Below are 21,310 nucleotides of genomic sequence, written 5' to 3'. Positions count from 1 at the left end.
TGCCTTAGCCCTTTTTTAAATACACATGCAGGCGTTGGGCCGCATTTTGCAAATGCGTTTCTGCTGCGCTGGCGGCTGCATCGGGGTTTTGTTCTTCAATCGCTTGCAAAATGGCATGGTGCTCTTGCTGCACGGTTTGAATCAGGTTGTGGTGGTAGGTGGCCGTGTGCTGCCTCGCTTGTCTGATGAAGCGTCTAGCATGCTGCTCTAGGTACTCGTTGAGCTGCATAAAGTGTGGATTATGCGTGGCGTCTACGATGGCTTGATGAAAAGCATAGTCCTCCTCATCGCCGGGTTGATCGCTCAAGATGGCATACTCCATCGCAATTAACGCACGCCGTATGTTTTTAAGATCGTGCTCGGTGCGGCGCATGGCAGCGTAGCGTGCGGCAGATCGTTCAAATACCTGTATCAGTTCTAAGGTATGGGCCAAACTTTCTGCATCGTGCAGCTCGGTGTAGGGCAGTCTAAAGCTTTGTCTGCTACCGCGCTCACTCACAAACACGCCTTTACCCTTGTGTGAGATCACCAGCCCTTCTGACTTTAATTGCGACAAAGCTTCGCGTACTACGGCACGGCTCACACCAAACTGTTCGCATAACTCTCTTTCGCTGGGCAGTTTATCGCCTGGCGATAGGGTATGGCTGTTGATGTGCTCGGCAAACCAGGTGACCAAAGGGGCGCTCAGTGAGGCGCTGGAGTCAGGAGTAATGGTGTCCATAGTCGGGCAGTAAAGGGTGAGTAAAGCACAGTTATTGTACAAGTCAGCGTGGTTTTACTGTGGTGACACTGAGTACAGAACCAGAAAAACCGTAAGCGATTGACAAGAGTTTTTAGCCAAGCATAGAATGCTTTATCCTGTCTGACAGGTTTTGTATCCTATCAGGTAGGTTGGTTTGAATCAATGTGGATGAGAAAATGAGCAATCAAAATACAGTCGCGCAGGCAGAGTCAGATCAGTGGGCTTGCTATGCCGACCTTAGAGACAAGGTAGTCGTAATTACGGGTGGGGCAAGTGGTATTGGGTTTGCTATTGCCCAAGCCTTTGCTTACAACGGTGCCAAATTGGCATTGTTGGATATTGATGCGCAAGCCTTAGCAAGCGCACGCGATACATTGCTAAGTGACTATCCACATCTGGCTGTAGCCGTCTATACCTGCGCTGTGAACGACCAAGCAGGCGTACAAGCCGTGTTTGCAGAAATTCAGCAAAGCTGGGGTCGTGTGGATGTATTGCTGAATAACGCGGGTATTTCTATGAATACCCCTACGTTGGAGTTGTCGGGTGACGATTGGCGTCGTGCGATGGATATCAACGTGAATGGTGTGTTTTATTGTGCTCAAGAAGCAGCACGCTGCATGGTGGAACAAAAGCAGGGCGTGATTTTGAACATGTCGTCCATGTACGGTGTGGTGGCAGCCCCTCAACGTGCAGCCTATTGTGCAAGTAAAGCGGCCGTGGCGATGTTGACCAAAGTTTTGGCGAACGAGTGGGGCGAGCACGGTTTGCGAGTAAATGCGATTGCGCCAGGCTACGTACGCACAGCGTTGGTAGACGACTTGGTAGCACGTGGCAGAATGGATTTAGACGCTTTGACCAAACGTACCCCGTCACGTCGCTTAGGCACACCAGAAGACATTGCCGCCTTGGCGATTTTCATGGCTTCAAAGCAAGCTGCATTCATGAATGGTCACGTTGCGGTGGCTGACGGTGGTTGGTCTGCTTACAGCTATATTTAAGCCCGTATCCATGCAACGAGGCAGCGTCCGTGTTGCATGGGTTTGTACTATGTACGATAAAAGAAGATCAGCGTATGATAAAGTTTTGTTTTTTTGAAGCGCTTCATTTTTCGAGTTCTGATCTTTAGTTTTACCAAAAATATGAAGCGCTTCAAGTAAGAGGAGACAGCAGTGGACAAAAACATGAAACGCGTAGAACACGGTGCCGGTGGCGATGTAGAGGTACTGCATCTGGTGGATGCGGAAATCCCCGTCGCAGGAGCTGGTGAAGTACTAATTAAAGTCGCGTACGCCGGTGTGAATCGCCCAGATGTATTGCAGCGCAAAGGCTTGTATCCACCACCTAAAGACGCATCGCCTTACTTAGGCTTGGAGGTGTCGGGTGAAGTGGTGGCTTTGGGTGCGGGTGTTAGTCAATGGAAAGTGGGCGACAAAGTATGTGCGCTGGTGCCGGGTGCAGGCTATGCCGAATACTGTGTCACCGATGCGCGTCACTGCATGCCTGTACCGGCTGGGTTAAGCATGTTGCAAGCGGCTGCATTGCCCGAAACCTACTTAACGGTGTGGACCAACGTGTTTGAGCGTGGGGCCTTGCAAGCCGGTGAAACTTTCTTGGTGCACGGTGGTTCCAGCGGTATTGGTCTAACGGCTATTCAATTGGCTAAAGCCTTTGGTGCACGTGTATTAACCACCGTAGGTAATGCCGACAAAGCCGAAGTATGCCGAGCACAAGGTGCCGATGTCGCCATTAATTACCGCGACGAAGATTTCAGCGACGTCGTACAGCAGCAAACCGATGGGAAAGGGGTAGAGCTGATTCTTGACATGGTGGGAGGCGATTACATTGCCCGCAACGTCGCATCGTTAGCGCTAGAAGGCCGTTTGGTGCAGATTGCCTTCTTACAAGGTAGTCGCGTTGATATGGACTTAATGCCCATCATGTTGAAACGTCTGACCGTAACAGGTTCAACCTTGCGTGCACGTAGCAGTGAACAAAAAGCGGCCTTGGTCAATAACTTGGTAAAGGCTGTGTGGCCTTTGCTAGAAGCTGGAAAGTGCTTGCCAGTGATACACGCCGAGTACGCGCTTGATGAGGTACAAGCCGCACACCGTTTAATGGAAAGCAGCCAACACATTGGCAAAATTATGTTGAAAGTAGGGAAGTAGGCCATGCAGCATCAAAATAGAGTAGTGGTAGTAACAGGTGGTCTAGGCGGCATAGGCAGAGCCATTGCAGAACGCTATGTGCAAGACGGCGCAAGCGTTGCCATCGTGGATATGGATGCCGAGCGCGGTGAAGCCTTGTGCGCTGAATGGAAAGATGCGGGCCATAACGTGGCCTTCGCTGCGGCAGATGTAGCCGATTACCACGCCTGCGAGCGTGCCGCTGATCAGTTGCAAAGCCTCTTAGGGCCTATTGATACCTTGGTGAATAATGCAGGCATTTCACCTAAGCACGATGGTCACCCTATGGCATTTCACCAGATGGACCCAGCCGAGTGGAATCGCGTGATGAACGTGAACCTAAACAGCTCCTTTAACTGGTCGCGCATCCTGACACCCGGCATGGTAGAGCGTAAGTTTGGCCGTATTGTGTCTATGTCGTCCGTAGCAGGTAAAGCCAATATTGTGGATATTGTGGCGGCGCATTACAGCACTACCAAAGCCGCCCTAATTGGTTTTACTCGTCACCTAGCTGGTGAGCTGGGCCCACACGGCATTACCGTGAATGCGTTGGCTCCTGGTCGTATTAATACGCCTTTACTGAAAACCGTAGTCAGCAGTGCCAACGACGATGTGGTGAAAGAAACCCCATTACGTAGATTGGGCGAGCCTGTGGAAGTAGCAGACGCTTGCTTATTTTTAACCTCACCTAGCGCTGCGTTTATTACCGGACAAGTGCTGGATGTGGCTGGCGGCTGGATGTTGACCTAAGGAGACCCTGATTATGTTGATTACAGGAAATACCCGTTTATTCGCTATTCTGGCTGACCCTATCGCTCAAGTGCGTACCCCAGAAGTGCTAAATGCTTATTTTGATCAGCACAAGGTAGATGGCGTATTGGTGCCTATGCATGTGCCATCTGAAACCTTGTCCACCACGTTAGATGCCATACGTGGCATGAAAAATATGGGCGGTTGCATTATCACGGTGCCTCATAAAAATGCGGTGGCCGAGCTGTGCGATGTGCTGGGGCCTACTGCCAAAGCAACGGGTGCGGTCAATACCGTACGCCGTTTGCCTGATGGTCGTTTGTATGGCGACATGTTTGATGGTGCAGGCTTTGTTAGTGGCTTAATCAGTCAAGGTAATGACCCCAAAGGTAAACGTGTATTGCTAGTGGGGGCAGGTGGTGCATCAGGTGCGATAGCGTTTGCGTTAGTGCAAGCGGGCGTAAGCGAGTTAGTGATTAGCAATCGTACCTTGAGCAAAGCCGAAGACATTGCCACTCGTATTAAACAGATCGTGGCTGATGCTCCAGTGCGAGCCGGTGATGCCAATGCGCAAGGCTACGACATTGTGGTGAACGCGACGTCGTTGGGTATGAAGCCAGACGATGCCTTGCCACTGGATGTCGCGACCATTGCATCCAGTACATTGGTGGCAGAAATCATCATGAAACCAGCTCTTACTCCATTGTTAGAGGCTGCACAGCAGAAAGGGTGTCCCGTGCACTTTGGTCGTCATATGTTGGATGAGCAAGTGCGATTGATGGCAGAGTTCATGCTGGATACCGCCGATCATGTCTAATACCAACCAAAGCTTCGATTATGTAGTGGTAGGGGGTGGTACCGCTGGGAGTATCCTAGCGAATCGCCTGACTGCCAATGGACGCTATAGCGTGTTGCTGCTAGAAGCTGGCGGGCAAGGTAAAGGGTTTTGGATTCCTATACCTGCTGGGTTTAGCAAGCTGCTGACTAACCCTAAATTCAATTGGCGTTTTTCCACAGCCCCCGAAGAAAGCACGTTAAACAGAGTGATTGCTGTGCCGCGTGGTAAGGGCTTGGGTGGCTCAACGCTAATTAACGGCATGATCTATGTGCGTGGCCAAGCGCAAGATTACGATCATTGGGCAGAGCTGGGGGCATCGGGTTGGGATTTCCAGTCCGTTGAGCCGTACTTTCGCAAGTTAGAAAACTACGCACAAGGTGGGGAAGGTCGTGGTACGGATGGCCCTATGCATATCTGTGAAGTGTCAGAGCGCCATACCTTATCCACAGCCTTGCTGGATGCAGCGCAACAAGCCGGGCACCCCTTAAATGCTGACTACAACAGTGGTGACCAAGAAGGCTTTGGCTATTACCAAGTGGCGCAACATAAAGGCCGCAGATGGAGTGTGGTAGATGGTTATTTAGCTCCTGCTCAGCAGCGTTCCGGTTTAACCGTGCGTACCGATGCGCATGTGCTAAATCTAGAACTAGACGAGCAAAAACGTTGTACCGGTGTGCGCTATGTGCATAACGGGCAGACGGTAACGGTGAATGCCAAGGCCGAAGTCATTCTGGCTGCGGGGGCTGTGCAAACCCCGCAAATTCTTGAGCTGTCGGGTATTGGTAAGCCTGAGGTACTGCAGAATATTGGGGTGCCTGTACGTCACGCGTTAGAAGGGGTTGGTGAGAACTACATCGACCACTTCTGCACGCGTATGAATTGGCGTGTGAAAGGTACTGATTCTCTGAATGAACTCACGCGTGGCTTGTCGTTGGTATCGGCGGTGGGTCAGTACTTTACCCGACGTACAGGGATTCTTACGCTGGGTACAGGGTTGGCCTTTGGTTTCGTCAAAAGTCGTCCTGAACTTACCGCGCCCGATGTGCAGTATTTCTTTATGCATGCCAGTTACGCCAATGCTGCCGAACGTAAGTTAGACAAGCTGCCGGGTATGACCTTGGGTGTGGCGCAGTTGCGTCCTAAGTCACAAGGTAGCATTCATGCCCAATCGTCCGACCCCTACATGCAACCGGCCATCAAACCTAACTTCTTAGCGGTTCAGGAAGACCAAGATAGTTTGATTGGTGGCATGCAGGTAGCGCGTAATATCATGGCGCAACCCGCCATGAGTCGCTATGTAGAGCAAGAGATGGCGCCAGGTAGTGCGGTGCAAAGTCATGCGGATTGGTTACGTTTTGCACGTGAGAATGGTCAGACTATTTATCACCCCATTGGTACGTGTAGGATGGGTACTGATGACAACGCTGTGGTAGACCCAAGCTTGAAAGTACGTGGCTTGCAAGGTTTGCGTATTGTGGATGCGTCGGTGATGCCAGCAATGGTCAGCGGGAATACGCAAGCGGCGGTGATGATGGTGGCTGAGAAAGGGGCGGATCTGATTTTGAAAGATGCGCGGTGATGGTTGGTGAGTTTTTCTACGCTTGATTCTGGCTCAGGATAACGGCTGTATTCATCGCATACGCTGGGGGACTGCGGAACAACTTTTTGTGATTTGAGACACCAAATCAAAAAAGTTTTCCTCCGCCTCCCCTGAGGTATTTCAATGAATAGGTTTACTGCCCCTTCTTAAGCACTGGTACGGTTTTATTCGTGACTAGTGGGTTTCTACTCGTAATACTGGTTCAGGATGACGGCTGTATCCATCGCACATGCTGGGGAGCTGCAGAAGAATTTTTTGTGATTTGAGAAACCAAATCAAAAAAATTTTCTCTCCGCCCCCCCTGAGCATGCTGCTACTGGTAGGTTTACAGCCCTTTCTTGTGGGGCAGTCAGTACGCTAGCCTCGAAATACTCTGCTAAGGATAAATGTAGACCTCTATGCGTAGCGCTGGTTAGCACATATAAGAGGCTGTTTTGTATTAGCGTAGCGGCTGGCTACTGCTCTGTGCTGAATTGGGTGCTTTTCTTAAGTGTTTCTGAGGCACATCAAGCAACTAACGACAGCATTGAATAAGAAATACAGCGCGACACAATGTGTTTGTGCAGAAGTAGGTACACCTACAGAAATCATCTGCCTCAAAACCTCTGCAAGCGACGAGCAAAAGGCGGATGGAAGTGTTTTTTTATTTGGTGTCTCAAATAAAAAAATACTTTCGCAGCCTTAGGCGAATGCAGTCCAGTCGTGAGTAAGCAGGCTTTTAACCCACCACTTACACCCCTGCAGCCTGTTTTCGCGCCAAATAAATCGCCTCATGATTACTATCTGCCCACTGCACTAACTGCTGCATAGGCACCAGAAACGATCTCCCTAACTCTGTTAACGCATAGTCAACCCGTGGTGGAACCTCGGGATAGAGCGTGCGGCTGATGTAGCCATCGTTCTCTAAGCGTTTCAGCGTACGCGATAGTACCTGTCTGGAAATATCACCTATCTCACGGTGTAGTTCGTTAAAGCGCAGTATGCGGTCTTTGAGCGATTCCAAAATCAACAAACTCCACTGATCACCAATGCGATCCAACACATCGCGGATGGGGCAGGGTTGGTCAAACTCTATGGGCTGTGTGCTTTTTTCAGACATGGGTGTTTCTCTTGCTAGCAGGATGGTCACGTTGAGGTGACTGAGGCACGTTCGTGTGACTTCTTGTGCTCAATGTTGGGTGAGTGTAGCATTCGTAGCAGCATAGGTCTATTTTAGTGACCTAGTATTAATTAAAGATTTTTGGAGCTGACTATGGCACATATTGCAGGATTAGGCGCAACGGGGCGCTATGTGTTTTCTACGGTTGTGGTGGCAGTGGCTGCGACATTAACAGGAGCATCTGCGCAGGTGTTGGCAGCAGAAACGGCTGTGGTTGCGACCCCAGCTACACACCAAGCGCAACAAGCGGCATTAACCATAGAGCCGTTTAATTGGGGTGGCGAGGCGATTTTTGCGGTGTCGTCGGTATTGGTACAAGGCAAAGATGAAGCCATCTTAATTGACGCACAGTTTTCTACAACTGAAGCCAGCCAGCTTGTAGAGAAAATTAAAGCAACAGGGAAGCGGTTAAGCACTATCTATATTAGTCATGGTGATCCCGACTATTACTTTGGTTTGGCGACGTTACAGGAGGCTTTTCCGGACGCCAACATTCTGGCTACACCCGCCACCATTGCGCACATAGAAGCGACTAAGGATGCCAAGTTTGCTTTTTGGGGGCCGAAAATGGGCGATAGCGCTCCCAGTAGGATTGTTGTTCCTCAAGCGTTAGAGGGCGATACCTTGTTGCTAGAAGGGCAGGAACTCAAGGTGGTGGGGTTAGATGGCCCTACGCCAGATCGTACGTTTGTGTGGATACCTGCTAGTAAAACGGTTGTGGGCGGGATTCCCGTGATGTCTGGCGAGCATGTATGGATGGCCGATACGCAAACACCGCAGTCGCACGCTGATTGGTTGGCAACCTTAGCGCGTATCAAGGCTTTATCACCTGATGTAGTCATTCCAGGTCACTACATGGGCGCGTTACCTAAGGGAGTAGAGGCAGTCACTTTCACGGCGGATTACATACAGGCCTTTAACGAAGAGGCTGCCAAGGCTAGTAATTCGCCAGAGTTGGTCGTGGCGATGAAGTTACGTTATCCAGAATTGCAGGGCGACGGCTCCTTGGTGCTAAGCGCGAGCGTGGCTAAAGGTGAGATGCAATGGCAGTAAGGCTGGCGCAATACCTGTAGCAACTTCATTGATTGCTGTCTCTGTGCTGATGCACTGCCTTCTACTACGGGGCGGTGCATCAGCATTTTTATGCGCCTGATTATGCCGTTTTCGTTATGCTGCGCTAGACTGAAATTGATTTGTTGATATAATGATTAGCTCTAGAATGATTCGGAGTCAAATGATTATGTTAATAAATAAAATCCTGAAACGTCTAAGTGTTGCAATGGGTACCGCTGTTTTTGGCCTAGGGTTATTGGGAACTGGCAGTGCCTATGCCCAAGACAAAGGTACTGTGCATTTGGCCTATGTTGAGTGGTCGTCTGAGGTAGCTTCCACTAACGTCATGCGCGTATTGCTGGAGCAAGCTGGCTACGATGTAAAAATGAGCTCGCTGACTGGTGCGGCGATGTGGCAAGCCGTTGCTAACGGTGATGCTGACGCCATGCTGGCTGCGTGGTTGCCTACTACCCACGAAGATTACTTCGCGCAGTTGGGTGACAAAGTTGAAGACTTGGGTCCGAACTTAGATGGCACTAAGCTGGGTTTGGTTGTACCCGCTTACACAGAGATCAACTCTATTGAAGAGCTGAACGACAACGCCAAGAAATTCAATAACGAAATTATTGGTATTGATCCCGGTGCAGGTTTGCAGCGTTTAACCGGTGATGTGGTAGACCAATACAATCTGAAGCTGCGTTTGCGTGATGGTACCGATGCCACCATGACAGCGGCATTGGCGAATGCCATTCAGAATAACGAAGACGTTGTCATTACCGCGTGGACACCGCATTGGATGTTTGCGCGTTGGGATCTTAAATACCTAGAAGACCCTAAAGGTATTTACGGTGGTGCAGAGCAAATTCATACCATTGCTCGTAAAGGTCTGAAAGACGAAAAACCAGAGGCGTATGCCATCTTGGATGCCTTTAATTGGACTACCGACGACATGGGCGAAATCATGTTGATGAACGAAGAAGCCGGTAGTGATCCGTATGAAAATGCCAAAAAATGGGTAGAAGCTAACCCAGAAAAAGTACAAGCCTGGATGCCCACTACTGAGTAAGCCACATTGTGGTGAACCAGTAATGTCGCTATAGGCACAAGGCCGGGCGCATTGCGACCCGGCCTTGTACTTTTCAATTACAGCAAAAAGAGGAACGGATGACGAATACTAGAAATGTAAAAATCAAAGTCCGTCAGTTAAGTAAAGTTTTTGGTGCTAATCCAGATCGTGCACTGGCTTTACGTAAGCAGGGTAAAAAACGCCCTGAGATTTTTGAACAAACTGGCCATACCCTTGGGCTTTATGACATCAACTTTGATGTGTATGAAGGCGAGCTGCTCGTTATTATGGGCTTGTCGGGATCCGGTAAATCTACCTTGATCCGTTGCTTGAATCGCTTAATAGATCCTACCGAAGGGCAGGTGGAAATAGCGGGTCAAGACATCACTAAGTTATCTGAAAAAGAATTGCTGGCAGTGCGACGTGAGCATTTCTCGATGGTGTTTCAGAATTTCGCCTTATTTCCACACCGAACTGTGCAGCAAAACGTAGAGTTCGGGCTAGAAATACGCCACATGGAAAAAGAAGAACGTGGTCGTATTGCTGTCGATGCATTAGAGCAAGTGGGCCTTAAAGGCTGGGAAGATTCCTATCCCTCACAACTGTCTGGTGGTATGCAACAGCGCGTGGGTATTGCGCGAGCGCTGGCAAACGACGGCAGCGTGTTGTTGATGGACGAAGCCTTTTCGGCGCTAGACCCATTAATCCGCAAAGATATGCAGCAAGAGCTGCAAGAATTGCAGTACCGCACGCGTAAAACCACCATTTTCATCACGCACGACTTGGATGAGGCGTTAAACATTGGTGACCGCATCATCTTGCTGAAAGACGGTGAGATCGTGCAAGAAGGTACGCCAGAAGAAATTCTCAGCAAACCCGCCGATGACTATGTGGCGCGCTTTATTGAAGGTGTGGATAAAGCCCGAGTATTGACCGCAAGCAGTGCTATGCGCTCTTCGCGCGTGACGGTGCGTCCTGATGATGGGCCACGTACAGCGTTGCGCAAGATGAGTGAAAACAGTATCGACTCGGTGTATGTGACAACGCGAGACAGACGCTTAATTGGCTTGATTGAAGCGGCTGTGTTGCGCAAAGCCATTCAAGATCAGGCACAAAGCATACAAAGCTATATAGATACCGATATACCTAAAGTAGGGCCAGACGAGCCATTGAATCAACTATTCGGGTTATTCGATCGCAGTATTCCTGTTGCCGTTGTGAATGACAAAGAACAGTTATTAGGCGTGGTGGTGAAAGGTGCCGTGTTAGATGAGCTGGCTAAAGCAGGAGAAACCTCATGATGAGTAGTATTCCAACCTTACCGTTAAGCCGTTGGATCGAGCAGGGGCTTAACTCGCTGACTTCTAGCTATTCTGGCGTAACGCGCAGTGTGTCACGCTTTACTCAAGACGGCATTGATCTACTGAACGATGGTTTGCTGGCATTGCCTGAATGGTTGCTGATAGCAGCCTTTGCGCTGTTGTGTTGGCGTGCTTCGGGCTGGCGTTTAGCTATAGGTGCTGTGGCCGGTTTGGGCTTGATCTGGAACCTAGGCTTATGGGTACCTATGATTCAAACGCTGACGTTGGTCGTCATTGCCACCTTGGTTGCTATTGTGATCGCCTTGCCTATAGGTATTGTGGCTGCACTGTCTAACCGCTTATATAAAGTGGTGATGCCAATGCTGGATTTCATGCAGACCATGCCGGCCTTTGTGTACCTAATCCCCGCCATTCCGTTTTTTGGTATTGGTGCGGTATCGGCCATTTTTGCTACGGTGATTTTCTCTATGCCACCGGCGATACGCCTGACTATTTTGGGCATACGCCAAGTGCCTTCTGATTTGATCGAGGCCGCTGATGCTTATGGTGCGACACGTCGACAAAAACTGTTTAAAGTGCAGTTACCGTTAGCGTTGCCTACCATTATGGCGGGTGTGAACCAGACCATTATGTTGGCCTTGTCCATGGTAGTGATTGCCGCTATGATTGGTGCCGATGGTTTAGGTAGCGAAGTATGGCGCGCCATTCAGCGACTGCGTTCTGGCGATGGCTTTGTGGCAGGTATTGCCGTAGTGATTCTGGCCATGTTGCTAGATAGACTGACGCAATCTTTGCAAAAGCGCAGCAGCAAAAAGAAATAAGCGGTAAGCGATATAAAAAGGCTTGGATATTTCCAAGCCTTTTTGGTGTTCATAGCCCCTGCTGTTATTGCTTTAGAAAGGGTGGTAAATCGTTCAGTAATCAGAACACTCGGTGGGCGGAGAGAAAACTTTTTTGATTTGGTGTCTCAAATCACAAAAAGTATTTCTGCAGCCCCCAGCGTAAGCTACCGATACTGCCTTAGCTACAGCGACTTAAACGCCTCTGCTGCCAACGTATACGAATGCAAACGTGCTTTCTGATCGTAAATATTGCTGGTCACAATCAGCTCATTAGCTTGAGTATTCACGAGTGTTGAGTGAATCTTCTGGCGCACCGTGTCCACATCACCAATAGCGGTGCAGTGCATCATGTGTTTAATGAGTTCTTGTGCTTGAGGACTGGCATTATCCATATAGCCGGGTGCGGGTGGCGGTAGGGTAATAGGTTTGCCCGAGCGCAGGCTCACAAAAGATTGCTGCCACGATGTGGCTAAGTCTTCGGCTTCTGCAGTGGTATCAGCGGCAAAAATATTAAAGCCCAGCATCAAGTACGGCTTGTCTAAGTATTTAGACGGGCGGAAGTGCTGCCTATAGACTTCACAGGCATGGGCCAGTTGCGCTGGTGCAAAGTGCGAGGCAAAGGCGTAGGGTAGGCCCAATGCAGCAGCCAACTGAGCACCATACAAGCTACTACCCAAAATCCAAACAGGTACTTTACTGCCGCGACCTGGTACGGCAACTACCGGCTGCTCGGGCTCATCTGACATGTAGTCCATCAGTTCTAATACATCGCGGGGGAACTGTTCTGGGTCAGAGTTTAAGTCGCGGCGTAACGCTCTAGAGGTGATTTGGTCTGAACCCGGAGCGCGGCCTAAGCCCAAGTCTATACGGCCAGGGTATAAGCTTTCCAAGGTGCCAAATTGCTCGGCAATTACCAGTGGTGAATGGTTGGGCAGCATAATGCCACCAGCCCCTACGCGTATGCGTTGCGTTTGTGAGGCCACATGGCTGATCAAAATAGCGGTGGCAGCACTGGCAATGCCCGGCATGCCGTGATGCTCAGCTAACCAGTAGCGAGTAAAACCAAGGTTTTCGCAGTGTTGGGCAAGTTCAGCGGCACGCAAAAATGCATCCCTAGCGGAGCCTCCTTGCGTGATAGGGGCTAAATCCAGCGCAGAAAAAGTGGCACGAGTAGACATGTTAGTGAGTCCTTGTAACAGACAACGATACTCATATCATAGGGCAGTTAAAACCCGTTATGATTGTTGCATGTGATGTTTATTTAGGGAGAAAGGTGAATGACTGAAACACAGCTGATCGAAAACTCAACGTTATCGTTATTACAGACGTTTGGTGTCAATCTGCTTTTGGCTGCTGTTATCCTTATTGTTGGATGGTGGCTATCGTCAGTTGCAGCCCGGTTTTTGCGCAAATTCCTGACACGTATGCCACACATGGATCGCACAGTGATCCCCATGCTCACCATCGTGCTGCAATGGTTCATACGTATCATCGTGTTGATCGCCGTCTTGGCACGCTTTGGTGTGCAAACTACCAGTATCGTAGCCATGCTGGGTGCAATGGGTTTGGCGGTAGGTTTGGCTTTGCAAGGTACGCTGCAAAACGTGGCATCGGGCATTATGTTGCTAATACTACGCCCCATCAGTGCGGGTGAGTTTGTATCAGTCGTAGGCCAGGGGGATGGTACGGTGGATGAAGTGGGTTTGTTTCTAACCCGCTTTATACAGGTCGATGGCATTGAGTTTACATTGCCTAATAGCTCTATTTGGGGCAGCGCCATCATCAACTACAGCCGCAATAAAACCCGCCGTATGGATGTGGAAGTAGCGGTGCGTTATGGCGATGATCTGGATAAAGCCATTCGTATTTTGAAAAAAATGGCAGAGGGTAATGAGCATGTGCTTAAAGACCCTGCACCACAGGTTATGGTCACGCAGTACAAAGACAGTGCTGTTGTGGTGACAGTGCGTGTGTGGAGTTTGTCCGAGAACTTCTGGAACTTACGCTTCGAACTGTTGCGTCAAGCACCAATCTTGCTGAAAGATGAAGGTTTGCGCATTCCAGTACCAGTGCGTGAAATCAGTGCTCCGACGGACACAGAAAAAGCCAGCGCTTAAGTATAGAAAATAAAGGCTACAGCATCTAACCCGCCCTATAAAAGGGCGGGTTTTTTATGCCTTGAAGTAACGGAAGTTGGTGCATTCTGGGTGTATGGCATTGTTGTAAACAGGGAGCCCCTCACATGGATACAGACGACTTCCTTAGGGGCTCTAAGTTCGTATTGAATATTGAGGATGATCAGTGATATCGCCGTCAGAGTGAGCTGATAGTGCGATGGTATTGCACAATGGCCTTTTTCTTGCTTAGCGCTGGGTGGACGTCCATTGCACGGCAAACACACTGATAAGCACAATGACCAGCCCAAGTAACGCAGAGCCACTCATGGCTTGAGACAGCAGCGCCCATCCTAATATCACAGCGGTTAAAGGGCTAAGTAAACCTAGCGAAGACACAGCTACCGTGGGTAAGCGCACAATTCCCCTAAACCACAGCACATACGCTAACAGTGCACCGGCTAAGCACAAGTAGGCATAAGCCAGATACTGGGTGGCGGTTAACTGAGGTAAAGGCGCATCGACTAAGTAGGCAACGGGTGCCAGCATGGCGCCGCCCAGCAGCAATTGCCAGCCCGTCAGTGCCAGTATAGGGAGTTTGACTTGCCAACGCCGTGTCAACCAAATACCTGCTGCCATACTGGCAGCACCCAATAGGGCGGCGATCACGCCTATGGGTTCAAACTGAGTTTGTGGTGACCATAATAAGATGGCCATACCTATTACCCCCGCCACAGCCGACCATAAGGTGGTTTGTGCGGGCGATTTGCCATCCACGGCCCAGACTAGCACCATCACCAATAACGGCTGTATAGCACCTAGCACGGCTGCTAAGCCACCGGGTAGACGGTAAGCCGCTACGAACAGCAGGGCTTGGAAAATGCCGATGTTTAAGGCGGCCAAGATAATCAGGCGTAACCAGTCTTGCCGCAAGGGCAGTTTTCTAGTAAGTAACACCAGCAATATGCCAGCAGGTAATGCACGTATCAGCGCAGCGGTAAAAGGTCTGTCTGGTGGCAGAATTTCAGAGGTCACAATATAGGTGGACCCCCAAATAGCCGGAGCCAGTGCAGTTAATAGGCTATCGCGCCACGGAAAAGTAGAGACAGGAGCAGTCATTTTGGATTAATCTTGAATTTAAGATAATTTTATTCTGAGAATTTTTTATCTTGAAGTCAAGATAAATACAAAGGCTAGTCATGGCACAAAAAAACGATGCAGTAGAGCTAATCTTGAGTCAGTGGCGGCGAGAGCGCCCTGATTTAGATGTGGAAATCATGGGACCCATAGGGCGTATTAATCGCTGTGCCATGTTGTTGGAACAGCGATTAGACGCTTGTTTTGCCGAGTTTGGCCTGTGCTTGTGGGAGTTTGATGTATTGGCCGCGCTACGACGCAGCGGCGCGCCATATTGCCTAAGCCCTACGGCGTTGTTTTCCACCTTGATGGTGACCTCAGGCACTATGACGCACCGCTTAAAGCGTTTGGAAAGCAAAGGCTGGATAGTGCGCCTGCCTAACGAGCAAGACGCGCGCAGCATGTTGGTGCAGTTAACCGATGTGGGGCTAGCACTGACCAATAAGGTGGTGGCGGTGCATGTGGATAATGAACACCAAATGCTAGCACCTATGGCAGTAGAGCAATTGGCTGCATTGGATCAGCATTTGTCTACCTTGTTGCAGGTGCTAGAGCCCACACCAGCATCGCCAAAGTAAAGGTTTTACTTGGCTTGTTTTGCTGTTTTAAGCATGGCCGTACACATACCGCGCAGCATAGCGACCTCGTCTATGGTTAAGCGGTTACGACTAAAAATTTGACGCATGCGGGTAGGCAGTTTTTTGGGGTTTTCGGGGTCTAAAAAATCTACGCCTACTAGCGCTTCTTCAAAGTGCGTCATAAACGCATCCAACTGCCCCATGGTGGCTAAGGCCTTACCAGGGTCGGCTTTACCTAAGGCTATAGGCATGGTTTCTAGCTCGTACTGTTGCAATAATGCATAACGCAGCTCCCACGCGGCCAGTTGCAGTGCTTGAGCAACATTTAACGAACTGTACTCAGAATTCGCCGGAATATGGCACAAGTGTTGGCAGCTTTCTAGCTCTTGATTACTGAGCCCAGTGCGCTCTGTACCCAATACAATCGCGATTTTTCCTGCCTTTTCGGCCAAGTGTGTTGCACCCAGCGTGGCGCTTTGGCGTATGTCTAAAGGGGGTGGTCCCAGATAACGTGGTCTGGCTGTTAGCGCAAAAGAAAGTGAAACAGGCGCCAATGCTTGCTCTAAACTTGGTACGATAGAGGCTTGGCTTAAAACATCGGTTGCACCACTGGCCAGAGCAATCGCTTCGGCGTGCTCGGTAATGTGCTCATGTTTTGGTGCCACCAAACACAGTTCTTTAAAGCCCATAGTTTTGATTGCGCGTGCTGCAGCCCCCACGTTACCGGGATGGCTGGGCCGTACCATAATGAAGCGAACCTGCTCGAAGGCAGGGTGGTTGGTGTGTGCCGATGTTTGTGTCATAAATACGTTGATACAGAAAGCTTTTGTAGCCCTATTATTGCATTCGGGCAGTACAAGAGCAGGAAATTTTTACCGAACGGATTATCTATGCATCCCATGCTGAATACCGCCATCAAGGCGGCACGCCGAGCAGGCACCATCATTAACCGTGCTAGCGTGGATCTAGAAAAAATCAAAGTTGGCCGCAAAGGCCCCGGCGACTACGTGACCGAAACTGATGCGGCAGCCGAAGAAGCAATTATTGATGTACTGCGCACTGCGTACCCTGACCATGGGTTTATTGGTGAAGAAACAGGCGAAATCATGCCAGAGGGCAATGACAACCCTGAAAACGTGTGGGTGATTGATCCTTTAGATGGCACCACAAACTTCATTCACGGCTTCCCTCACTACGCAATTTCCATTGCGATGCTGCACAAAGGCGTGCCTACGCATGCTGTGATTTTTGATCCCGCTAAAAACGAAATCTTCCACGCAACCCGTGGCGGTGGCGCATTTCTGGACGATCGTCGTATTCGTGTGTCCAGTTTGCGCAAATACCATGACGCCTTGTTGGGCGCGCATGTGGCCGATTCCGGTGGCGTAGTAAAAAGCACTTCCCCATTTTCCGCCATGCTTAGCGATTGCGCAGCCGTGCGCCGCGTAGGCGCAACGGTGCTGGACTTGGCTTACGTAGCATGTGGTCGTCTAGACGGCTTTGTAGCAACTAAGCTGAAAACCTGGGACATGGCAGCAGGTGCCTTACTGGTCTTGGAAGCCGGTGGTTTGGTAGGCGACTTTGCTGGCGAACAAACTTGGTACGAGTCAGGCAATATCATTGCTGCTACACCAAAAATCTTCACGCAAATGCTGGTGCATTTGGCTGAGTAAGCAGCAAAGAAGTAACACACACCCCAAAGCGCTATCGTGGTTTTGGGGTGTTTTTATTGGTGCGTACGGTGTGATGTGGTGATAGGTAAGCAGGCGTAAACAGCCCATTGTGATTTGCTCTTGGGTCGTGTTCAAATACTCCTGTTTTCGACCATACACAGTAAGGCAGGTCGCTACCTGTGTTCTGTACAGGGGCTAGTGTTATACACAGCTCACTCTTAATTGATTTTTGTTATTTTCGGGTTTTCATGACTGACTACACGCTGTACTTAATCAAAGCTGCGATTTTGGGCCTGATTGAAGGGTTTACTGAATTTATTCCGGTTTCCAGTACGGCGCATTTGTTGCTGTTGGGCGAATGGATATCATTTCCTTCAGACAGTAATAAAGTCTTTGAAGTGGTGATTCAGTTTGGTTCTATTCTGGCCGTAATTTGGTTGTTTAGAGCTCGTATTTGGCAATTGGTAAAAGGTACATTTAGCGGTGATCGCACCGAAATGATGTTTACCCGAAATCTAATCATTGCCTTTTTACCTGCGGCGGTAATTGGTGCGCTAACTATTAAATATATTAAAGCGCTATTTCATAACCCCTTGGTATTTGTATTCACCTTGGTGATTGGTGGTCTTATTATGCTGTGGGTAGAGCGTAAACCTGCTTATGCCAAACAGCACCCTAATTACAAAGTTGAGGACGGTGTGACGGCCACATCAGAAAAAGCCACGGCTTATTCGCTAGAAGAAATTACGTGGAAGCAAGCGTTGGTGGTAGGCTTTGCGCAGTGTATTGCGATGGTGCCTGGTACATCACGCTCTGGTGCCACCATTGTAGGGGGGATGTTGGCTGGCATTCACCGTAAAACCGCAACGGAGTTCTCGTTCTTCTTGGCGATGCCTACCATGTTGGCAGCAACCGTTTACGATTTGTACCGTAACGGCGCAAGCTTAAACGTAGAGCAGGGCTGGGGCATTGCGGTAGGATTCGTGCTGGCATTCTTTAGTGCATTGTTCTTGGTGAAAATAGTACTGCGCTTCGTATCGCGCCACACTTACCGTCCATTCGCCTGGTATCGCATTGCATTAGGTGCCGTAGTGTTGCTGTGGTTATATGCCTAACCGCTGTACATTACACAGTAAAAAGCCGTGACTTATGTCACGGCTTTTTTGTGGCAAGGGGTAGTCGTCGCGTTAGTTTATGTTGTGCTGTTTGGTAGTCGACTGGTTACCCAACCTAGGAAGCTGACCAAAAATAGCACTCGTATCAGGTGGTGCGTGGTCACAATGGCTGGGTCTATGTTTAAGGCTAATGCCATCACTCCAATTTCTGGTGCGCCGCCGGGAAGCAGTACTAGGAATACGGCACCAAACGGTGCACCGGTTAGGGTGTGTAATGCTAAAGCACACACTACGGCGAGTAAGGCCAAGCCTATGCCCACTAGTATGGATAACCATCCGTCTTTAATTAAGACTTTCCAGCTGTAGCCTACAAAGCGCACTCCTATGCTGGTTCCTATAACCAGTTGGGATAGGGCGGCAGCGGCTGGGTGAGCTACGGCTTGGGTGTAACCCGATGCATGCAAAATGGCCGAAAACAGCAAAGGGAATAGCAGCATGCCGGTGGCAAAACGTAGTCGTTTGGCCAGTAACCACCCGCTAACAGCGCAGGCCAGTAAGACCAGTTGCGACATCCACGAAAAGCCTTCTTGTATGGCGTGTTGGCCTAGGGGGATGGTGCTGGCTGGTAGCTCATAATTCCCTACGTAATGCAAAACAACAGGGGTTAAGGCGAGCAGAGCAACTAAGCGAGCAGAATGGCTAAGTGCGATGCGGCGGCTATCGGCTTTGTAGCTATCGGCTAAGGCACTGACTATAGATAGCCCACCGGGGATGGCGGAAAAAATGGCGTTAATGCGGTTCATGCCAGACCAGCGTGCCAGCACCTTGAAGCTAATAAGAAAATACACCACCGTTAGAATCAGCATGACGCTTAGGGTGGGCAGCCATTGGCTAAGGGTGTGCAGGGTTTCAGGGGCAAAGCTGCTGCCTAGAATGGTGCCTAGCATCGCCAAGGCATAGCCACGCCATGCCGAGGGAATCGCTAACTTTAAGCCGAACAGTGCGGCAAGCGAGCAGGCCACTAAACTACCCAACACCCACGGTAGTGATAAGCCTATTTGTATGAAGCTTAGGCCACCTAATAAGCCCACGCCAAGGGCGATTAAACCCTTGGCGCGAGATTGCATATAGCGAGAGACACTATTCATCATCTTAGTGTGCTTGCGCCATTTTTTTCATTTTCTGGCGTCGTAACATAGGCATGATAATGACCGATACAACGAACAGAATCAGCAGGCCAATGGCGATGGGGCGTTCTGTAATGTAGCTCAGTGGGTTGCCACCGGAAATTTGCAGGGTACGCACCAGTTCGCTTTCCGTCATTTGGCCTAGCAGCAAGCCAATTACTGTGGCGGCGACGGGGTAGTCGTGTCGGCGCATTAACCAGCCCAAACCAGCAAATACCATAACAGTCAGTGGGCCAGCGATAGTGCCGGTAATGCCAAAACCACCCCATGCACATAAGGCCAATACAGAAGGCACCAAGTAGTTCAGGGGAATGCGCACGACCAAACCTAAAATAGGCAGAATCATCAGCGCCACAATAGCCAGCAAAATTACCTGACCAAAGTTACCCATAATAATGGCGTAGACCACGTCGCGCTGGTCACGAATAAAAGAGGGGCCACCAACCAGATTGTGGAACGAGAAGGCTGCCAGCAATACGGCTGTGGCAGCTCCGCCAGGGATACCTAAGGCCAGTAGGGCTGTCATGGAACCACCCTCTGAACTCGAGTTAGAGGACTCGGCGGCAATCAGACCTTCGGTGCAGCCGGTACCAAATTTCTCAGGTTCTTTAGAGGAACGGCGGATTTCACCGTATGCCACTAAGTTCGCGACGGAGGAACCTACACCGGGTACTGCGCCAATTAGGGCACCAATAAAGCTGCCTTTGAGCAGAATTTTTGGGTATTTGAAGACTTCTTTGAAGCCCACCAAAATTTTTCGCAAAGAAATGCTGCGAGCGGCTTTGTCTTCTACTAAGTAGGTGCTGGAACGCAAGCGCAGTAATTCGGAAGCGGCAAACAAACCAATCATGGCGGGTACTACAGCAATGCCATCAATCAGATACGGTGTGCCCAAGGTGGCGCGCATGGTACCTGTAGAGGACATGCCTACTTGGCTAAGTAGTAAGCCAAAAGCACCGGCTAATAAGCCTTTTAGTACGGTGCTATCGTTTAGCGTGGCAATTAAGGCCAAGCCCCACAGCACAATCATCACCATTTCTAGTGGGCCTAGGCGCAACACCATACCTGCTAAGGGTTGGATCAATAGCATTAGCAGGGCGTAACCAATGAAAGTGCCCACGACAGAAGCGCCTAGCCCGATGCCCAGTGCTTCGTTGTGTTTACCTTGGCGTGCCATAGGGTAACCGTCGAAGGCGGTGGCCACACTGGAGGACGATCCCGGTATGTTCATGAGTACGGCGGTAACACCACCACCGTAAGCGCCGCCCGTAAAAATGGCAGTTAGGAACAGCATGGCTTGCAGGAAGTCCATCGCCCAAGTTACTGGCAAAAATACGGCCATCGCCATAGAGATTTGCAAGCCGGGCACGGCGCCAAAAACCAGACCAATAATTAGGCCGGGAATGACAAATAGCCAAGGGTCAAAACTGGTGAACAGCAAGCCCAAAGACTGAGAAAAAGCAAAAGTATCAATCATCTCAGAACACCAGAAGTGGCATAGGGAAGGGGAAGAGCGAGCCAAACCCTTTGATCAGTGCAAAGGTGAACAGAAACGCAAAAATTGGTGGTGCAATTTTGTTTTTCTCGCCGCCCATCAAGATGCCTACCCAGACAAACACGAAAGTGGCGACATCAAAACCTACTGTGGTCAGGCTAAGGCAGAACACCGCAAAAGCGCCTAGTAGTAATAAGTCACCTAGGGTAGATTTTTTGGCGGCCTGTGCTTCGCTGGGCGATACAGAGGCTTGAGTGGCGGGTTTGCGTAAACTGCTAATCGCAATGCAGACCACCAGTAGCAAGCAGGCTATGCCGCTGGGTACTACGACGATAAGGTTGTAGAGTTTGTCTGAGGCCGTAAAGGCGCTCCAGTTGAGGAAAAGAGCGGCAGCGCAAACCGCTAGCAAAAACACCAGATGTGTAAGAGAAATTCGTGTAGCCATGTAGGGATAGT

21 protein-coding genes are annotated in these 21,310 nt (G+C 49.9%); 13 read left to right on the top strand and 8 right to left on the bottom strand.

The features are described from left to right. Nucleotides 1–4: 4 nt before the first annotated feature. A complete protein-coding gene (locus GY634_RS11135; RefSeq protein ID WP_166408605.1) occupies nt 5–721 on the bottom strand; it encodes a FadR/GntR family transcriptional regulator in 717 nt (238 codons plus the stop codon). A gap of 197 nt (nt 722–918) precedes the next feature. On the opposite strand from GY634_RS11135, the gene GY634_RS11130 reads away from it, so the two are divergent. The 5 genes from GY634_RS11130 to GY634_RS11110 all read left to right on the top strand — a co-directional run bounded on the left by GY634_RS11130 (nt 919) and on the right by GY634_RS11110 (nt 6,092). Beyond that, complete coding sequence (locus GY634_RS11130; protein WP_166408604.1) at nt 919–1,740, top strand: SDR family NAD(P)-dependent oxidoreductase; 822 nt, start codon at nt 919–921, stop codon at nt 1,738–1,740. 183 nt (nt 1,741–1,923) lie between these two features. Further along, a complete protein-coding gene (locus GY634_RS11125; protein ID WP_166408603.1) occupies nt 1,924–2,907 on the top strand; it encodes an NAD(P)H-quinone oxidoreductase in 984 nt (327 codons plus the stop codon). Nucleotides 2,908–2,910: 3 nt separating this feature from the next. Next, on the top strand, nt 2,911–3,675 hold the full coding sequence (locus tag GY634_RS11120; protein WP_166408602.1) for an SDR family oxidoreductase: 765 nt from the start codon (nt 2,911–2,913) through the stop codon (nt 3,673–3,675). A gap of 13 nt (nt 3,676–3,688) precedes the next feature. After that, complete coding sequence (locus GY634_RS11115) at nt 3,689–4,492, top strand: shikimate dehydrogenase family protein (RefSeq protein ID WP_341352826.1); 804 nt, start codon at nt 3,689–3,691, stop codon at nt 4,490–4,492. After that, the gene (locus GY634_RS11110) at nt 4,485–6,092 is read left to right on the top strand and encodes a GMC family oxidoreductase (protein ID WP_166408601.1); all 1,608 of its coding nucleotides are present in this window, start codon (nt 4,485–4,487) and stop codon (nt 6,090–6,092) included. The genes GY634_RS11115 and GY634_RS11110 overlap by 8 nt, the downstream gene beginning before the upstream one ends. Nucleotides 6,093–6,843: 751 nt before the next feature. Here the strand turns inward: GY634_RS11110 and GY634_RS11105 are convergent. Beyond that, the gene (locus GY634_RS11105) at nt 6,844–7,212 is read right to left on the bottom strand and encodes a winged helix-turn-helix transcriptional regulator (RefSeq protein ID WP_166408600.1); all 369 of its coding nucleotides are present in this window, start codon (nt 7,210–7,212) and stop codon (nt 6,844–6,846) included. Nucleotides 7,213–7,365: 153 nt separating this feature from the next. Between GY634_RS11105 and GY634_RS11100 the strand changes: the two genes are divergently transcribed. The 4 genes from GY634_RS11100 (at nt 7,366) to GY634_RS11085 (ending at nt 11,534) form a co-directional block, all read left to right on the top strand. Beyond that, nucleotides 7,366–8,325: an MBL fold metallo-hydrolase gene (locus GY634_RS11100; protein WP_166408599.1), complete on the top strand. Its 960-nt coding sequence runs from the start codon at nt 7,366–7,368 to the stop codon at nt 8,323–8,325. Nucleotides 8,326–8,512: 187 nt separating this feature from the next. Continuing rightward, on the top strand, nt 8,513–9,391 hold the full coding sequence (locus GY634_RS11095) for a glycine betaine ABC transporter substrate-binding protein (protein ID WP_166408598.1): 879 nt from the start codon (nt 8,513–8,515) through the stop codon (nt 9,389–9,391). A 98-nt stretch (nt 9,392–9,489) separates the two neighbouring features. Next, on the top strand, nt 9,490–10,692 hold the full coding sequence (locus GY634_RS11090) for a quaternary amine ABC transporter ATP-binding protein (protein ID WP_166408597.1): 1,203 nt from the start codon (nt 9,490–9,492) through the stop codon (nt 10,690–10,692). Beyond that, entirely contained in the window at nt 10,689–11,534 is an 846-nt protein-coding gene (locus GY634_RS11085; RefSeq protein ID WP_166408596.1) for an ABC transporter permease, read from the top strand. Before GY634_RS11090 ends, GY634_RS11085 begins: the two co-directional genes overlap by 4 nt. A gap of 203 nt (nt 11,535–11,737) precedes the next feature. On the opposite strand, the gene GY634_RS11080 is transcribed toward GY634_RS11085, so the two are convergent. Continuing rightward, complete coding sequence (locus GY634_RS11080; protein ID WP_166408595.1) at nt 11,738–12,733, bottom strand: LLM class flavin-dependent oxidoreductase; 996 nt, start codon at nt 12,731–12,733, stop codon at nt 11,738–11,740. Between the two features lie 99 nt (nt 12,734–12,832). On the opposite strand from GY634_RS11080, the gene GY634_RS11075 reads away from it, so the two are divergent. Beyond that, on the top strand, nt 12,833–13,672 hold the full coding sequence (locus GY634_RS11075) for a mechanosensitive ion channel family protein (RefSeq protein WP_166408594.1): 840 nt from the start codon (nt 12,833–12,835) through the stop codon (nt 13,670–13,672). A 246-nt stretch (nt 13,673–13,918) separates the two neighbouring features. Here the strand turns inward: GY634_RS11075 and GY634_RS11070 are convergent, their stop codons facing one another. Beyond that, nucleotides 13,919–14,788 (bottom strand): EamA family transporter, encoded by an 870-nt coding sequence (locus GY634_RS11070; RefSeq protein WP_166408593.1) that lies wholly within the window; start codon nt 14,786–14,788, stop codon nt 13,919–13,921. 80 nt (nt 14,789–14,868) lie between these two features. Here GY634_RS11070 and GY634_RS11065 point away from each other — a divergent pair, with 80 nt between their 5' ends. After that, nucleotides 14,869–15,384: a MarR family winged helix-turn-helix transcriptional regulator gene (locus GY634_RS11065; protein WP_166408592.1), complete on the top strand. Its 516-nt coding sequence runs from the start codon at nt 14,869–14,871 to the stop codon at nt 15,382–15,384. Between the two features lie 5 nt (nt 15,385–15,389). Here GY634_RS11065 and GY634_RS11060 read toward each other — a convergent pair whose 3' ends face one another. Next, nucleotides 15,390–16,187 carry an RNA methyltransferase gene (locus GY634_RS11060; RefSeq protein WP_166408591.1) on the bottom strand — a complete coding sequence of 266 codons (798 nt, stop codon included), beginning with the start codon at nt 16,185–16,187 and terminating at the stop codon, nt 15,390–15,392. Nucleotides 16,188–16,274: 87 nt separating this feature from the next. Between GY634_RS11060 and GY634_RS11055 the strand changes: the two genes are divergently transcribed. Together GY634_RS11055 and GY634_RS11050 are read left to right on the top strand one after the other, a co-directional pair. After that, the gene (locus GY634_RS11055) at nt 16,275–17,057 is read left to right on the top strand and encodes an inositol monophosphatase family protein (RefSeq protein WP_166408590.1); all 783 of its coding nucleotides are present in this window, start codon (nt 16,275–16,277) and stop codon (nt 17,055–17,057) included. Between the two features lie 248 nt (nt 17,058–17,305). After that, nucleotides 17,306–18,172 (top strand): undecaprenyl-diphosphate phosphatase, encoded by an 867-nt coding sequence (locus tag GY634_RS11050; RefSeq protein WP_166408589.1) that lies wholly within the window; start codon nt 17,306–17,308, stop codon nt 18,170–18,172. Nucleotides 18,173–18,249: 77 nt separating this feature from the next. Here the strand turns inward: GY634_RS11050 and GY634_RS11045 are convergent, their stop codons facing one another. From GY634_RS11045 to GY634_RS11035, 3 genes are read right to left on the bottom strand one after another with little or no spacing between them, the layout of a single operon-like run. Beyond that, nucleotides 18,250–19,323, bottom strand: coding sequence for an AbrB family transcriptional regulator (locus tag GY634_RS11045; protein ID WP_166408588.1), 1,074 nt, complete (start codon nt 19,321–19,323; stop codon nt 18,250–18,252). Nucleotide 19,324: 1 nt separating this feature from the next. After that, nucleotides 19,325–20,836 carry a tripartite tricarboxylate transporter permease gene (locus GY634_RS11040; RefSeq protein WP_166408587.1) on the bottom strand — a complete coding sequence of 504 codons (1,512 nt, stop codon included), beginning with the start codon at nt 20,834–20,836 and terminating at the stop codon, nt 19,325–19,327. Between the two features lies 1 nt (nt 20,837). Then, nucleotides 20,838–21,299, bottom strand: a complete 462-nt coding sequence (locus GY634_RS11035) for a tripartite tricarboxylate transporter TctB family protein (protein WP_166408586.1) — start codon at nt 21,297–21,299, stop codon at nt 20,838–20,840. Nucleotides 21,300–21,310: the final 11 nt, after the last annotated feature.

The organism is Paenalcaligenes suwonensis (genome assembly GCF_011290505.1).
Classification (GTDB): domain Bacteria; phylum Pseudomonadota; class Gammaproteobacteria; order Burkholderiales; family Burkholderiaceae_B; genus Paenalcaligenes; species Paenalcaligenes suwonensis.
Note: the sequence above shows the minus strand (reverse complement) of the source record. Positions and strands in the feature narration are given on the sequence as shown.

Coding starts and splice junctions, on each gene's coding strand:
- GY634_RS11070 (WP_166408593.1), bottom strand. CDS start 14,788: ATGACTGCTCCTGTCTCTACTTTTCCGTGGCGCGATAGCCTATTAACT.
- GY634_RS11135 (WP_166408605.1), bottom strand. CDS start 721: ATGGACACCATTACTCCTGACTCCAGCGCCTCACTGAGCGCCCCTTTG.
- GY634_RS11105 (WP_166408600.1), bottom strand. CDS start 7,212: ATGTCTGAAAAAAGCACACAGCCCATAGAGTTTGACCAACCCTGCCCC.
- GY634_RS11085 (WP_166408596.1), top strand. CDS start 10,689: ATGATGAGTAGTATTCCAACCTTACCGTTAAGCCGTTGGATCGAGCAG.
- GY634_RS11130 (WP_166408604.1), top strand. CDS start 919: ATGAGCAATCAAAATACAGTCGCGCAGGCAGAGTCAGATCAGTGGGCT.
- GY634_RS11035 (WP_166408586.1), bottom strand. CDS start 21,299: ATGGCTACACGAATTTCTCTTACACATCTGGTGTTTTTGCTAGCGGTT.
- GY634_RS11095 (WP_166408598.1), top strand. CDS start 8,513: ATGTTAATAAATAAAATCCTGAAACGTCTAAGTGTTGCAATGGGTACC.
- GY634_RS11040 (WP_166408587.1), bottom strand. CDS start 20,836: ATGATTGATACTTTTGCTTTTTCTCAGTCTTTGGGCTTGCTGTTCACC.
- GY634_RS11125 (WP_166408603.1), top strand. CDS start 1,924: ATGAAACGCGTAGAACACGGTGCCGGTGGCGATGTAGAGGTACTGCAT.
- GY634_RS11110 (WP_166408601.1), top strand. CDS start 4,485: ATGTCTAATACCAACCAAAGCTTCGATTATGTAGTGGTAGGGGGTGGT.
- GY634_RS11065 (WP_166408592.1), top strand. CDS start 14,869: ATGGCACAAAAAAACGATGCAGTAGAGCTAATCTTGAGTCAGTGGCGG.
- GY634_RS11045 (WP_166408588.1), bottom strand. CDS start 19,323: ATGATGAATAGTGTCTCTCGCTATATGCAATCTCGCGCCAAGGGTTTA.
- GY634_RS11060 (WP_166408591.1), bottom strand. CDS start 16,187: ATGACACAAACATCGGCACACACCAACCACCCTGCCTTCGAGCAGGTT.
- GY634_RS11120 (WP_166408602.1), top strand. CDS start 2,911: ATGCAGCATCAAAATAGAGTAGTGGTAGTAACAGGTGGTCTAGGCGGC.
- GY634_RS11115 (WP_341352826.1), top strand. CDS start 3,689: ATGTTGATTACAGGAAATACCCGTTTATTCGCTATTCTGGCTGACCCT.
- GY634_RS11080 (WP_166408595.1), bottom strand. CDS start 12,733: ATGTCTACTCGTGCCACTTTTTCTGCGCTGGATTTAGCCCCTATCACG.
- GY634_RS11050 (WP_166408589.1), top strand. CDS start 17,306: ATGACTGACTACACGCTGTACTTAATCAAAGCTGCGATTTTGGGCCTG.
- GY634_RS11075 (WP_166408594.1), top strand. CDS start 12,833: ATGACTGAAACACAGCTGATCGAAAACTCAACGTTATCGTTATTACAG.
- GY634_RS11100 (WP_166408599.1), top strand. CDS start 7,366: ATGGCACATATTGCAGGATTAGGCGCAACGGGGCGCTATGTGTTTTCT.
- GY634_RS11090 (WP_166408597.1), top strand. CDS start 9,490: ATGACGAATACTAGAAATGTAAAAATCAAAGTCCGTCAGTTAAGTAAA.
- GY634_RS11055 (WP_166408590.1), top strand. CDS start 16,275: ATGCATCCCATGCTGAATACCGCCATCAAGGCGGCACGCCGAGCAGGC.